This window comes from Salegentibacter agarivorans, assembly GCF_900113135.1.
In the GTDB taxonomy this organism is placed as follows: Bacteria; Bacteroidota; Bacteroidia; order Flavobacteriales; family Flavobacteriaceae; genus Salegentibacter; species Salegentibacter agarivorans.
Genome location: NZ_FOOH01000009.1, coordinates 64801 through 78682, shown reverse-complemented (window position 1 = coordinate 78682; position 13882 = coordinate 64801). Strand labels below are relative to the sequence as shown.

At 38.6% G+C, this 13882-nt stretch carries 12 protein-coding genes; all 12 read right to left on the bottom strand.

What is annotated here, in order from left to right:
* Positions 1 to 112: 112 nt before the first annotated feature.
* Entirely contained in the window at positions 113 to 1480 is a 1368-nt protein-coding gene (gene ftsA, locus BM084_RS08455) for a cell division protein FtsA (RefSeq protein WP_075324900.1), read from the bottom strand.
* Between the two features lie 3 nt (positions 1481 to 1483).
* Positions 1484 to 2200, bottom strand: coding sequence for a cell division protein FtsQ/DivIB (locus tag BM084_RS08450; RefSeq protein WP_075324901.1), 717 nt, complete (start codon positions 2198 to 2200; stop codon positions 1484 to 1486).
* Positions 2190 to 3545 carry a UDP-N-acetylmuramate--L-alanine ligase gene (gene murC, locus BM084_RS08445; RefSeq protein WP_075324902.1) on the bottom strand — a complete coding sequence of 452 codons (1356 nt, stop codon included), beginning with the start codon at positions 3543 to 3545 and terminating at the stop codon, positions 2190 to 2192. The genes BM084_RS08450 and murC overlap by 11 nt, the downstream gene beginning before the upstream one ends.
* A gap of 62 nt (positions 3546 to 3607) precedes the next feature.
* Positions 3608 to 4702 carry an undecaprenyldiphospho-muramoylpentapeptide beta-N-acetylglucosaminyltransferase gene (gene murG / locus BM084_RS08440; RefSeq protein ID WP_075324903.1) on the bottom strand — a complete coding sequence of 365 codons (1095 nt, stop codon included), beginning with the start codon at positions 4700 to 4702 and terminating at the stop codon, positions 3608 to 3610.
* 81 nt (positions 4703 to 4783) lie between these two features.
* A complete protein-coding gene (locus tag BM084_RS08435; protein WP_075324904.1) occupies positions 4784 to 5992 on the bottom strand; it encodes an FtsW/RodA/SpoVE family cell cycle protein in 1209 nt (402 codons plus the stop codon).
* 63 nt (positions 5993 to 6055) lie between these two features.
* Positions 6056 to 7423, bottom strand: coding sequence for a UDP-N-acetylmuramoyl-L-alanine--D-glutamate ligase (gene murD, locus BM084_RS08430; protein WP_075324905.1), 1368 nt, complete (start codon positions 7421 to 7423; stop codon positions 6056 to 6058).
* Between the two features lie 6 nt (positions 7424 to 7429).
* Positions 7430 to 8668, bottom strand: a complete 1239-nt coding sequence (gene mraY, locus BM084_RS08425; RefSeq protein ID WP_075324906.1) for a phospho-N-acetylmuramoyl-pentapeptide-transferase — start codon at positions 8666 to 8668, stop codon at positions 7430 to 7432.
* A 35-nt stretch (positions 8669 to 8703) separates the two neighbouring features.
* Positions 8704 to 10170 carry a UDP-N-acetylmuramoyl-L-alanyl-D-glutamate--2,6-diaminopimelate ligase gene (locus BM084_RS08420; protein ID WP_075324907.1) on the bottom strand — a complete coding sequence of 489 codons (1467 nt, stop codon included), beginning with the start codon at positions 10168 to 10170 and terminating at the stop codon, positions 8704 to 8706.
* Positions 10167 to 12158 carry a penicillin-binding protein gene (locus BM084_RS08415; protein WP_075324908.1) on the bottom strand — a complete coding sequence of 664 codons (1992 nt, stop codon included), beginning with the start codon at positions 12156 to 12158 and terminating at the stop codon, positions 10167 to 10169. Before BM084_RS08415 ends, BM084_RS08420 begins: the two co-directional genes overlap by 4 nt.
* A complete protein-coding gene (locus BM084_RS08410; protein WP_075324909.1) occupies positions 12159 to 12476 on the bottom strand; it encodes an FtsL-like putative cell division protein in 318 nt (105 codons plus the stop codon).
* Between the two features lie 14 nt (positions 12477 to 12490).
* Positions 12491 to 13387 carry a 16S rRNA (cytosine(1402)-N(4))-methyltransferase RsmH gene (gene rsmH, locus BM084_RS08405; protein WP_075324910.1) on the bottom strand — a complete coding sequence of 299 codons (897 nt, stop codon included), beginning with the start codon at positions 13385 to 13387 and terminating at the stop codon, positions 12491 to 12493.
* Complete coding sequence (gene mraZ, locus BM084_RS08400) at positions 13374 to 13841, bottom strand: division/cell wall cluster transcriptional repressor MraZ (protein WP_093304274.1); 468 nt, start codon at positions 13839 to 13841, stop codon at positions 13374 to 13376. The genes rsmH and mraZ overlap by 14 nt, the downstream gene beginning before the upstream one ends.
* Positions 13842 to 13882 lie beyond the last annotated feature (41 nt).

The following is a 13882-nucleotide window of genomic DNA, read 5'->3' as shown; positions in this document are numbered from 1 at the left end:
GTTTTACTGGTTCTCTCTTTTACTCACTAAGTGAGATTTAATATGCTTCAACGCTTACGTTGAAATGTTTTTACTTTTTAATTCTATTCCTCGTAGGATTACCTCGAGGTATTTACTCTGCGTTATCTAAAAAATCTTTAAACTTCTCTGCCCATTTATCAAAAATGCTCTTTTTGGGCGGTCTTTTTGAAGCTTCGGGATCCTGCCTCAAATCTTCACCTTCCGGTGGATTTTGCTCAAAATCTTTCTGCAACTCCTCTTCTTCTCTTTCTCTTTCTTCTTTGCTTTTTAGCACAACTTCTTCTTGAAACTTCTTTTCACCGTGTTCCAGGCTATTCATTACCAATCCTACCGCTGTGGCATAAACCGGGCTGGTAGTTTCGGTATCGTTATTTCCTGCAAGGTGCTCGTTAGGATATCCAATTCTGGTATCCATCCCGGTAATATATTCGGCAAGTTGTTTAATATGCTTCAACTGTGCTCCACCACCTGTTAAGACCATTCCGGCAATTAACTTCTTCTTTTGTTCTTCGTGCCCGTAGTTTTTAATTTCCAGGTAAACCTGCTCAATAATTTCAACTACACGAGCGTGGATAATTTTTGAAAGGTTCTTTAAGGTGATTTCCTTAGGTTCCCTTCCGCGTAAACCGGGAATGGAAACAATCTCATTGTCTTTATTTTCTCCAGGCCAGGCAGATCCAAACTTAATCTTAAGCAATTCTGCCTGTTTTTCTATAATTGAACATCCTTCTTTAATGTCTTCGGTAATTACATTTCCCCCAAAAGGAATTACGGCGGTATGTCTAATTATTCCGTCTTTAAAAATGGCTAAATCGGTAGTACCACCACCTATATCTATAAGTGCCACCCCTGCTTCTTTTTCTTCCTGACTCAATACGGCATTAGCTGAAGCCAATGGTTCTAAAGTCACTGCCGAAAGTTCTAATCCGGCGCTTTTCACACATCTTCCAATGTTTCTAATGGAAGAAACCTGGCCAACCACTACGTGGAAATTAGCTTCTAACCTCCCGCCATACATTCCAATAGGTTCCTTGATCTCTGCCTGGCCGTCTACCTTGAATTCCTGAGGTAAAACGTGAATAATCTCTTCACCAGGCAACATCACCAATTTGTGAACCTGGTTGCAAAGGCTATGTATATCATCGGCATCAATCACCTCTTCGGGGTTTGGCCTGGTAATATAATCGCTATGTTGAAGGCTTCTTATATGCTGGCCGGCAATACCAACCACTACATCACTAATTTTTAATCCTGAATCTGCCTCAGCTTCCTGAATAGCCTGCTGTATAGACTGAATAGTTTGGGTAATATTATTTACCACCCCGCGGTGCACACCAAGGCTTTTGGATTTCCCAATACCTACGATCTCTACCTTTCCATATTCGTTCTTACGTCCAATCATGGCCACAATTTTTGTGGTACCAATATCTAATCCTACGGCTATCTCGTTGTGTTCCATAATTTACTTTTTAGTGCAAACAACCTGATCTCCAAATTGTAAATTCACTTTTTTGTAGGTCTCTAATTTCTCGTCTTGTAAAGCTTTTTTATAAAATGCTTTAAAATTATTGAACTTTAAGGCTATATCATTGGCTTTGCCGAAATACACCTTAAAGTCTAATTTTCTCATTTCCAGTTCAAATTTATCTCCGGGTAAACGTTTAACACCGGTGATATGTCGGGTTAAAAATTCATCTTTCTGAATATAATCTACCAGCGGATATGCTGTAATTACGTTGCTGGAGTCTACTCCCATAAGCAGTGGTACCCGTGCAGCATAGTATGGTGAAAGCGGCATTACCTGCCCATTCCTGTCTAAATAAAAAGAAGAATTCCCCACTATTCTACCAATGGGTTTACGCTGACTTATTTTAGTTTGGAGTTTCCCATCCAGACTTAAAAAAGCTTCAGCATTTTCTATCATATCGTGATTATTCAACAGGCTCTCTACCCTATTCAAATCTAAAATTTCTTTGTCTATGCCCGCCGCGGCCACATCATTTTGTATCAACAACTTATTAACCGCTTCCTCAGTAACATACAGGTTTTCACCCGTTACAAATTGCACTTTTACCTCACTCACTTTTCGGGAATTATTCCGTTTTTCTGCAAAACCGAACAGAAATCCCACTAAAAGGAGTAAAACGGGCAGTTTTATGTAGTTTAGCTTAAGCTTCATCCTGCAATCCATTTTTTATAGATTCCACTTCTTCCCCAATACTGCCTGCGCCCATTAGCACCACCACTTCCGGATTTGATCTTTTTACTTCTTCAATAATATTTTCTTTTTGAATTAATTTCTTTGAATTATTATTTACTTTTTCCAGTAGCCAGCCTGAAGTAACACCTTCAATTGGCAATTCTCGCGCCGGATAAATATCCAGCAACATCAACTCATCAAATAAAGACAGACTTTCAGCAAAATCATCAACAAAATCTTTCGTTCTGCTGAACAAATGCGGCTGAAAAACTGCCAAAACCTTCTTCCCGGGATGCATTTCCCTTATGGCCTGGTTCACCGCAGCGATCTCTGCCGGATGGTGTGCATAATCGTCTATAAGCACCAACTTATCTGACTTAATTTTATAAGAAAATCTACGTTTAACACCTTTAAAACTATATAACGCCCTGGATAGCCTGGGGATTGGGGATCCATATTGGATAGCCATCGCCAGGGCGGTTATAGCATTTAGCAAATTGTGTTTGCCGGGTAGATTAAACTTAAAATCTTCAATAACTCCGTTAGGAGTTTTTAGATCAAAATGATACGTTCCATTTTCGATCTTTATATTTTGAGCCGAATAATCGGCATTGTCTTCTATTCCAAAAGTAATTCCATCCAGCGGCAAGCCATTTTTCACCAATAAAGTTCCATTTTGAGGAACTAGCTTTGCGAATTGCCTAAAGGTATCTTCCAGCTCTTCTTTTTTGCCATAAATATCTAAATGATCGGCATCCATAGAGGTTACCGCTGCAATATTTGGTGAAAGATGAAGAAATGAGCGATCAAATTCATCGGCTTCAACTACAATAACTTCGTCACCTTTTAGGATTAAATTGCTTTGAATATCTTCACTAATTCCACCTAAGAATCCGGTTACTTTCGCATTGGTTTCTTTAAGCAAATGCCCTAAAATTGCCGTAGTGGTAGTTTTACCGTGAGTTCCAGCTACCGCTAAAGTGGTTTTTCCTTTAGAAATTAATCCGAGCACAGAGGCTCTTTTCTTTAGGTTGAAATCATTATTCTTAAAGTAAACCAGTTGTTCGTGACCGGCAGGAACCGCGGGTGTGTAGACAACCAGCGTATTTTCTTTATCTGTAAATTCAGCTGGAACCAACTTCATTTTTTCATCATAAACCACAACAATATCTTCAGCTTCCAGCGTTCTGGTAAGTGAAGTTGAAGTTTTATCGTAACCGGCCACATTTTTTCCCAAGAATTTAAAGTAACGCGCCAGCGCACTCATCCCAATACCGCCAATACCGATAAAATAAATGTTTCGTATGTGGTTTAAATCCTGCATTTATATTTTAATCTCACGTCATTCTGTCCCAATCTTTCGGATTATTTCAGAATCTGATTTGCTTACTTCTTAATCAATTTCTCTACTTCGTCTACAATCCTTGCGGTTGCATTTGGCAAAGCCAGTTTTTTAATATTTTCTCCCAGTTCTTCTTGCTTCTCTTCGGAAGCCATTAATGCGAAAAACTCGGTCTCAAATTTTTCATCCAGTTCATTTTCCTTCAACATCATCGCGGCATTTTTCTTTACTACCGCCATTGCATTCTTGGCCTGGTGGTCTTCAGCTACATTTGGGGACGGAACAAAAAGCACCGGTTTTCCCACAATACTTAATTCTGAAACCGTGCCCGCTCCAGCTCTTGAAATAATAACATCTGCAGCGCCATAAGCCAAATTCATTTCATTCAGAAATAAATGCGTTTGCACCAAACCTGAATTGTACTTTTTATATTCTTCGAAATACAGCTTCCCGGTTTGCCAGATAAGCTGAATATTTTCTTCTTTAAATCTTTCTAAATTGGCTTCCACCAATTGATTTATTCTTCTTGCGCCAAGGCTCCCACCTAAAACCAGCACTACTTTCTTGTCTTTTTCAAGACCAAAATGTGCAAGAGCTTTTTCCCTGTTTTCGTCAATTTTCAATAAATCCTGTCTAACCGGGTTACCGGTAATTACAGTTTTTTCAGCAGGAAAAAATCTTTTAACCTCTTCATAAGCGGCACAAATCTTATCGGCCTGTTTTGCCAAAAGTTTATTGGTTATTCCTGGAAAAGAATTCTGCTCTTGAATAAGAGTTGGAATGCCATTCGAGTTTGCCACTTTTAGTAATGGCCCGCTAGCAAAGCCGCCCGTTCCAATCACCACATCTGGTTTAAATTCCCTAATTATTCTTCTGGATTTCGCCAAACTGCTTAACAGCTTAAACGGAAACATTAGATTGCTCATCGTTAACTTTCGCTGAATTCCACTAATCCAAAGACCTTCTATTTTGTAACCGGCTTGTGGTACTTTCTCCATTTCCATCCTGTCACTGGCACCAACAAACAATATTTCGGCTTCAGGATAACGTGTTTTTATCTCGTGGGCAATAGCAATGGCCGGGTAAATATGCCCGCCTGTGCCGCCTCCAGATAATATTACACGTAAATCCTTTTTCATTTTTTTAAATTTCCATCCCTATTTTTGGAACTTAATTACATTTATATCTTTCGCAATTTCTTTCGTCCAGCATCATGCTGGTTATATAGCTTCGCTTAAAATATCTAGTGGATTTTCATTATCCAGTTCCTTTTCAGCTTCTTCCCGTTCTTTCATTTCCTCACGTTTGGCGCTTACACTTAAAATAATTCCAAGTGCCATACAGGTCATCCAAATGGAAGTTCCCCCGCTACTTATTAAAGGCAAAGTTTGTCCTGTAACCGGAAATAACTCTACCGCAACTCCCATATTTATCAATGCCTGGAAAATTATTGGTAAACCAACTCCCATAACCAGTAGTTTTCCAAAAATCGTATTAGCCTTGGTAGCTACGATCACAATCCGGAAAAGCAATAGCAAATACGCCAACATTACTCCGAAGGCACCTATTAAGCCCATTTCTTCAACAATTATCGCGTAGATAAAATCTGAAGAAGATTGAGGTAAAAAATTTCTTTGCACACTTTTACCAATTCCTGTCCCTGCAACTCCGCCAGTGGCTATGGCAATTTTTGCTTTTTCAATCTGGTAATCGGCTTCGGTATCTTCATCGTTAGAAAAACTTTCAATTCGGCTTGCCCATGTATCTACCCTATTTGGTAAAAGCCCCGGAAAAGCTTTAGCCGTAAGAATAAACATAGTCAACAAAATCAAACCTGCCGCTACAATAATTCCAAGGTATTTTATTGGATATCCTCCTAAAAACATCAACACCAGCACCATAGAAAAAACGATGGCAGTTGTGGAGAAATTGGCCGGCAAAATTAAGGATAATACCACTCCTACAGGCAACCAAAGCGGTAAAATTGACTCTTTAAAAGTGAGATTCTCATTGGTTTTTTTAGAGAGGTAACGCGCCACATAAATCATTAAAACTACCGATGCCAACGTAGATGACTGAAACGAAACCCCTAAGCCCGGAATTTGGATCCATCTACTCGCATAAGCACCGTCTATCATTGTTCCCTGGGCAACCGTATAAATTAACAACACAATTACAACCGGCAAAAATAAGATGGAAAGCCCCCGGAAATAATGATAGGGAATTTTATGTACAGCAAAGAGCAAACAAAAACCTAAAAGCAAATGGAAGAAATGCACCACCACATACTGGAAAGTGCTGCCATCTCCATATAAATACGCAAGATTACTACTGGAACTGTAAACCGGCAAAAATGAAAATATTGCCAACAGCCCGGCCGTAGCCCAGATAACCTTATCGCCTTTAAGATTTGAAAAAATGTTGCTCATTTAATTCTTTAATTTCCTTTTATCGAACCTCATCCTGAACTTGTTTCAGGATCTAAGCTCTTTTTATAGATCTCTAACGGCATCTTTAAACTGACGTCCTCTGTCTTCGTAATTTTCAAAAAGGTCAAAACTTGCACAGGCAGGAGAAAGTAAAACCGAATCTCCTCTTTCAGCGAGACTATAAGCCATTCTTACAGCTTCTTTCATAGATTCTGTTTCAACAATTGTATCTACACAATTCCCAAAGTTTTGCATTAGCTTTTGGTTATCTACTCCCAGGCAAATAATTGCTTTTACTTTTTCATTTACCAGTGGTAGAAGATCGTCGTAAACATTTCCTTTATCTACTCCTCCAACAATCCAAACGGTTTCACTTTCCATACTTTCCAAAGCATAAAAAGTTGCGTTTACATTAGTTGCTTTAGAATCGTTTATATACTGAACATTATTAATTTTCAGCACTTTTTCCAGGCGGTGTTCTACCCCCTGAAAACTCTCCATACTTTCACGAATAGTTTCTTTTCTAATTCGCAATAATTGGGAAACAGTGGCCGCAGCCATCGCATTTTTAGTATTGTGTTTACCCTGTAAACCTAATTTTGTTGTTGGCATATTAAATTGTTTGTTTTTTATATTAACTATAATATTTTCGTTCTCTATGTATGAGCCATTTTCTACTTTTTGCTGAAGGGAAAACGGTAATTTTTGCGCTTTTACCGGGTGTCTATCCAACCAGTTTGTGATAATTTCATCGTCTAAATCGTAGATAAAAAAATCATCTTTAGTTTGATTTTCGGCAATCCTGAATTTTGAAAAAACGTAATTCTCCAGTTTATGTTCATAACGATCTAAATGATCGGGCGTGATATTGGTTAACACCGAAATATCAGGCCTAAATTCTTTAATCCCGTCTAATTGAAAACTGCTTAATTCCAGCACAAACCAGTCGGGATTTGTTTCAGCGACCTGTTTTGCAAAGCTGTCGCCTACATTCCCTGCCATTCCCACATTTACGCCTGCATTTTTTAAAATATGGTGCACAAATTTTGTAGTGGTGGTTTTCCCGTTGCTGCCTGTAATCCCAATAATTTTTGCTGAAGTAAAAGCGGCAGCAAATTCAATTTCTGAAATCACCGGAATACCTTTCTCTACTAATTGTTTTACAATTGAAACAGTTTCCGGGATTCCGGGACTTTTCATCACTACATCGGCATCTAAAATCTTAGCTTCAGTATGAATTTCCTCTTCCCAATCGATCTTCAATTCTTCAAAAACCGATTTATATTTTTCTTTTATTTTTCCTTTATCTGAAACAAAAACCTTAAAACCTTCCTTCACGCCTAAAATAGCAGTCCCAGCACCGCTTTCGCCGCCGCCAAGGATCACCAGTTTTTTACCGGAATTGTTAGTATTTTGAGTTTCAGTTTTCACTATTTCTTATCTTACTTTTAGCGTGATTATAGTTACAATGGCCAGAAAAATTCCAATAATCCAAAAGCGCACTACTATTTTACTTTCGTGGTATCCTTTTTTCTGATAATGATGATGTAAAGGAGACATCAGGAAAATTCTTCGGCCTTCGCCATATTTTCTTTTGGTAATCTTAAACCAGGCTACCTGCATAACCACCGATAGGTTTTCCATTAAAAAGATTCCGCATAAAATGGGGATCAATAATTCTTTTCTTGTGGCAATTGCGAGTACGGCTATAATTCCACCAATAGTTAAACTACCAGTATCGCCCATAAAAACCTGTGCAGGATAAGTGTTGTACCATAAAAATCCGACCAAAGCACCCGCAAAAGCACTTATAAAAATCGTCATCTCACCAGATCGCGGGATGTACATTATATTGAGATAATCTGAAAAAATTATGTTACCCGAAACCCAGGCAAATATCCCAAGCGTGAGCACAATTATTGCCGAAGAACCAGCGGCGAGACCATCTATTCCATCGGTCAAATTGGCGCCATTGGAAACTGCAGTCACAATAAATATTACGATTGGAATAAAGATTAACCAGGCATAATTTGCCAAAGCAGGATTTATCCAACTAATCAAGCTGGAATAATCGAACTCGTTATTTTTCACAAAAGGAATTGTGGTAGTGGTAGTTTTAATTTCCGGGCCCATTTCCCTAATATTCTGAAAGCTATCTACCAGCTCTTGTTGCTCTGGCGCCGGCTCATTTGTTTCTTCTTTTACGGTAACTCCCGGATGCAGATACAAAGTGCCACCTACAATTATTCCCAGGCCAACCTGCCCCAGGATTTTAAATTTCCCCTGCAGGCCTTCTTTATCCTTTTTAAATGTTTTAATGTAATCGTCTATAAAACCTATAGCTCCCATCCAAAGGGTGGTTACTATAAGCAGGATTACATAAATATTCTCCAATTTAGCAAAGAGTAAAACAGGAATTAGCGTGGCGAAGATTATAATAACCCCGCCCATAGTTGGTGTACCCGCTTTTTCGCTTTGTCCTCTAAGTCCTAAATCTCGTACACTTTCCCCAACCTGTTTTGCCTGTAAATAATTGATTATTCTTTTTCCGTAGATCGTAGAAATAGCCAAAGAAAGGATTATAGCCATCGCCGATCTAAAGGAAATGTACTCAAACAAGCGCGCCCCGGGCACCTGGTATTCTGCATCTAAATATTGAAATAAATAGTATAACATATTTTCTGGTTATTCTTCCAGTGGAAAAAGTGGGCTTACTTATTTAATTGTTTCAAAAATTCGGTCACTATCTTAAGGTCATCGAAATCTTTACGCTCTCCATTTACCTCCTGATAGGTCTCGTGACCCTTACCTGCGATTAAAATAATGTCGTTTTCACCGGCCATTTGGCAGGCAGTTTTAATTGCCTGTTTTCTATTGGTTACCGACATAATTTTCTTAAAATTCTGCGGTTCAACCCCGGCTTCTACATCCTCAATAATTTTATCGGGATCTTCAGTTCTCGGGTTATCACTGGTAAATATCACTTTAGTACTTAAAGCCGAAGCAATATGACCCATTTTTGGCCTTTTAGATTTATCGCGATCTCCGCCGCAGCCTACAACCGTAATAAGCTCCTCGTTTTTTGTACGAATGCTATTTATGGTTTCCAGAACATTTTTTAAAGCATCTGGCGTGTGGGCGTAATCTACGATCGCCGTAATTTTCTCTTCTTTTGAAATGATATATTGAAACCTTCCACTAACCGAATTTAACTCACTAATAATCTTTAAACTTTCCAGATTTTCAAGGCCTAAAAGTTCTGCCGTAGCATAAATAGCCAAAACATTGTAAGCGTTGAAGCTTCCTATGAGGCGTGTCCATAATTCCTGGTCGTTTACTTTCAGCAATAATCCAGTGAAAGAATTTTCAAGAATTTGCGCTTTATAATCGGCGTAAGATTTTAGGGCGTAAGTATATTTTTGAGCTCTAGTATTCTGAAGCATTATCTGCCCATTCTTATCATCGGTATTGGTTAGCGCAAATGCTGAAGCCGGTAATTCATCGAAAAACCGCTTTTTTACATCGCGGTATTCAGCGAAACTGCTGTGATAATCTAAATGATCGTGGCTAAGATTGGTGAAAATTCCGCCGGCAAATTCCAGGGCGGTGGTTCTATGCTGATCTATCCCGTGCGAGCTCACTTCCATAAAGCAAAACTCCACACCTTCATCATTCATCTGCTTTAAATACTTATTGATGGTAATAGAATCTGGAGTGGTTCTCACTGCATCATAAGTGTTTTCAGCAACCATTACTTTTACCGTAGAGAGTAAACCGACTTTAAAACCTGCTTTTGTAAATAAATTATATAAAAGTGTAGCAATCGTAGTTTTTCCGTTGGTCCCGGTAACACCTACAAGTTTTAATTTTTCTGAAGGATTATCGTAATAATTTGCAGCCATAAAAGCTAAAGCCTGTTGGGCATTTTCTACTTTTATATAGGTTATTCCATTTACAATTTCCTTCGGAAATTCTTCACAAATAACCGCGAGTGCGCCCTGATTTATAGCCTGCTCAATGAAGTTATGCCCATCTGAGATACTACCCCGAATAGCTACAAAAGCATCGTTTAATTCAACCTTTCTTGAATCAAACTGAAGCTTATTTATAGTTACCGAAGTATTTCCAACCACGGCATCGATCTGTACTTTATATAATATGTCTTTTAAGACTCTCAACCTATATTTAAATTTACTTGTTGATTAGTTTTTATTTTCTGCCCTGCCGTAATTGATTGTCCGTTAACTTTTCCGGTGCCATTGAAATTGACTTTTAAACCAAGGTTTTCTAAAAGCGAAACAGCATCCATAGCCGGCATCCCGGTCACATCTGGCATTACTATTTTCTCATTATCAATTTTCGCAAAATATGCATCAAAATCGTCTGTCACTTTATCATTCTGAATATCGAGGGAAGGCAGGGTATCCATTACCGGGGTATCGGTATAAATCTTTTGGGCGATTTGTTTAAAAACCGGTGCGGCAACGATATTTCCATAATATCCTTTACTCCTTTTCGGTTTATGAATAATCACAATACAGGAATATTTAGGATCTTCAGCTGGAAAATATCCCGCGAAAGAAGAGATATATCTTCCCGGTTCAATCCAGTATTCTACCTGACAGGTTCCTGTTTTTCCGGCCATAGAAAAGTTTGGCGTATAAATATTTGCAGCTGTACCTTTTTCTACAGTTTGCTGCATCATTTTTTGAAGTTTTTTAGCAGTTTCGGGAGAACAAATTCTAGGATTCATCACCTCACGTTCAACCTTTAAAATACTTTTGTCCCACTCTTTTACCTCTTTAATAAACCGCGGCTTTACCATTTCCCCATTATTGGCAATAGCATTGTAAAAGTTCAGAGTTTGCAAAGGTGTAATGGAAACTCCATAGCCAAAGGCCATCCAGGGGAGGCTTAAACCATTCCAGTTTTTATCTTTAGGATGAGGAATTCTAGGCGATCCTTCTCCTTTTATATCCAGGCCAATTTTACTATTTAAGCCCATATCGTATAACTTATCTACAAATTTGGCCGGATTGTCTTTATAACCTTCAGTAATAATTTTAGTGAATGCTGTATTGGAAGAAACCTCAAATGCCTTGGCCGCAGATATCTTTCCATAGCCACCGTGACGCGAATCCCTTACCGGCCTTCCATAATATCGTACCACACCATTTTCAGTATCTATAACCGAGCTGGTATCTATCACGCCATCTTCTAAAGCGGCGGTCATGGCCATTAGCTTAAATGTAGAGCCTGGCTCGTGCGACTCGTAAACCGCATAATTTCTTTTTTCAAAATAAGTCCCTGTTTCAGTCCGACCAAGATTAGACATTGCTTTGATCTCACCGGTTTTGGTTTCCATAACCACTACAGTACCGTGATCTGCTTCAAAATATTCAAGTTGCTTCAGTAAAGCGTGGTGCGCAATATCCTGAATATTCACATCTATAGTAGAGATCACATCATAACCATCTTTAGGCTCTACCTCATTATTATCACTTATAGGTTTCCACTGGCCTTTGGCAATTTTTTGTTTTAATCTACGGCCATCTGTTCCTCTTAAATAAGAACTAAAAGCACCTTCCAGTCCTACACGGGTAAAATAGCCATTCTCATCCTGGCGTTCGTAACCAACCGTACGCTCTCCCATTTTTCCAAGTGGATGCTCCCGAACTGTTCTTTGCTCTACAATCATTCCACCTCGGTAAGTTCCCAAATTGAACATAGGAAAGCTTTTCACTTTCATATATTCTGAATAGCCAAGATTTTTTGCAATAGTTAAATAACGCTGGCCGTTAGCTCTTGCCTGTCTTAAATATTGAGACCAATATGCTGCAGATTTCCCAAACATCTCGGTTAGGCTATTGGAAAGAGGCACTATATTTTCCTGGAAATTTTTATCTGAAACGGTAACCGCATCAAACCGGATATCGTATTTAGGAACTGAAGTTGCTAAAAGATTGCCTTTGGCATCATAAAGATTTCCACGGCTGGCGGGAATTTTAAAACTTCTTACCGTGCGCTCTTCTGCCAGGTTGCGGTAATGATCTCCTTCTACAAACTGAATATCCAGCAGCTTCACGCCCACCCCCACAGCGAAAATGAACATACAGGCCGCAACCACGTATAATCTATTCAATATGCCTTTTTCAGATGTAGCCATTTACTCCTTTATATTCACTTTTATTTTATAAGGAGGATTCTCGGAAGGTAGAATACCTCTATCTTTCATTTTTTGCGTAATTGTAGATTCCATTTTAATACGCATAAGCGCTGAACGGCGATCTACAAACTCACTTTTTAATTCTCTTACTTCTGTATGAAGTTTTGCAATTTTATGCACCTTCCTTTCTGCACTGTGCGAACTCGCAATCATAATAATAGCGAGCAGCGTACAAAAAACTATAAAGCGCCAGTTGTTTACCGCATCCCTGCTAATAAGAAAATTAGCCCGTAGTATGTTGTAAAAACCCTTTTTCATAAAGTTTCAAAAAACTATAATTTCTTAGCTACTCTTAGCTTGGCACTTCTTGCCCTGTTATTCTCCTTAATTTCTTCCGCCGAAGGCACTATAAGTCCGCCCACTTTTTTAAAGGGAACTGAAATATTTCCGTAGAAATCTTTTTCGGGTTCACCTTCAAACAATCCGCTTCTTATATATCGCTTCACCAATCTATCTTCCAGTGAGTGGTAAGAAATAAGACTAATTCTCCCATTTTTCACCACCAGCTCTTCGGTTTGCTTCAAAAACTCTTTTAAAGCTTCAATTTCCTGGTTTACTTCTATACGAATTGCCTGGTAGATCTGCGCCAGGATCTTATTTTCTTTTCCTTTAAAAAGGTGCGGTTTCAGCAAATCATTTAATTGTTCACTACTTTCTATAGCTTTTTCTTTTCTTGCTTCAACAATCAAATTCGCCAGCTTTGGCGCATTTTTTAAATCGGCATAATCATAAAACAGCTTTTTAAGCTGTTCTTCAGTATATTCATTGATTACCTCAAAAGCACTTAAATTGCTTCCCTGGTTCATTCTCATATCAAGACGCGCATCAAAACGCGTAGAAAAACCTCTTTCAGCTTCATTAAACTGATGAGAGGAAACTCCAAAATCACCTAAAATTCCATCAACTTTTTTTATTCCATAAAACCTCAAAAACCTTTTAATAAACCTGAAGTTTTCGTGAATAAGTATAAATCGCGGATCTTCAATTTTATTTTCCAGCGCATCCTTATCCTGATCGAACGCAAAAAGTTTTCCTTTTGGCCCGAGCCTGTTTAGAATTTCTCTGGAATGACCACCGCCACCAAACGTAACATCCACATACACGCCATCTTCTTTAATATTAAGACCGTCTACAGATTCTTTTAATAAAACCGGATTATGATATTGCATCTAAATCATCGTTTCCCATTACTTCTTCAGCCAATTCAGCAAAATCGTCTGAAGTTTCATCAATGGTGTTTTCGTATTTATCTTTATCCCAGATCTCTATAATATTTACTGCTGAAGAAAGCACGATCTCTTTGCTAATCCCGGCAAAAGCCACAAGATCTTTCGGAATTAAAAGTCTTCCATTTGAATCTACCTCCACCATCTTCACACCAGCCTGAAATTTTCTAATAAAATCGTTATTCTTCTTTTTGAAGCGGTTTAGCCCGTTAATTTTTTGCATTAAAACATTCCATTCCTGCATTGGATATAACTCCAAGCAAGACTGAAAAACCGAACGTTTTAGCACAAAACCATCCTGCAACATAGGCGCAAGCTGCTTTTTTAACGCCGAAGGGACCATTAACCGGCCCTTGGCATCTGCTTTACATTCGTATGTTCCTATGAGGTTTACCACTTCTATACTTTATAGAGTCAAATATATTGAAAATTTTACCA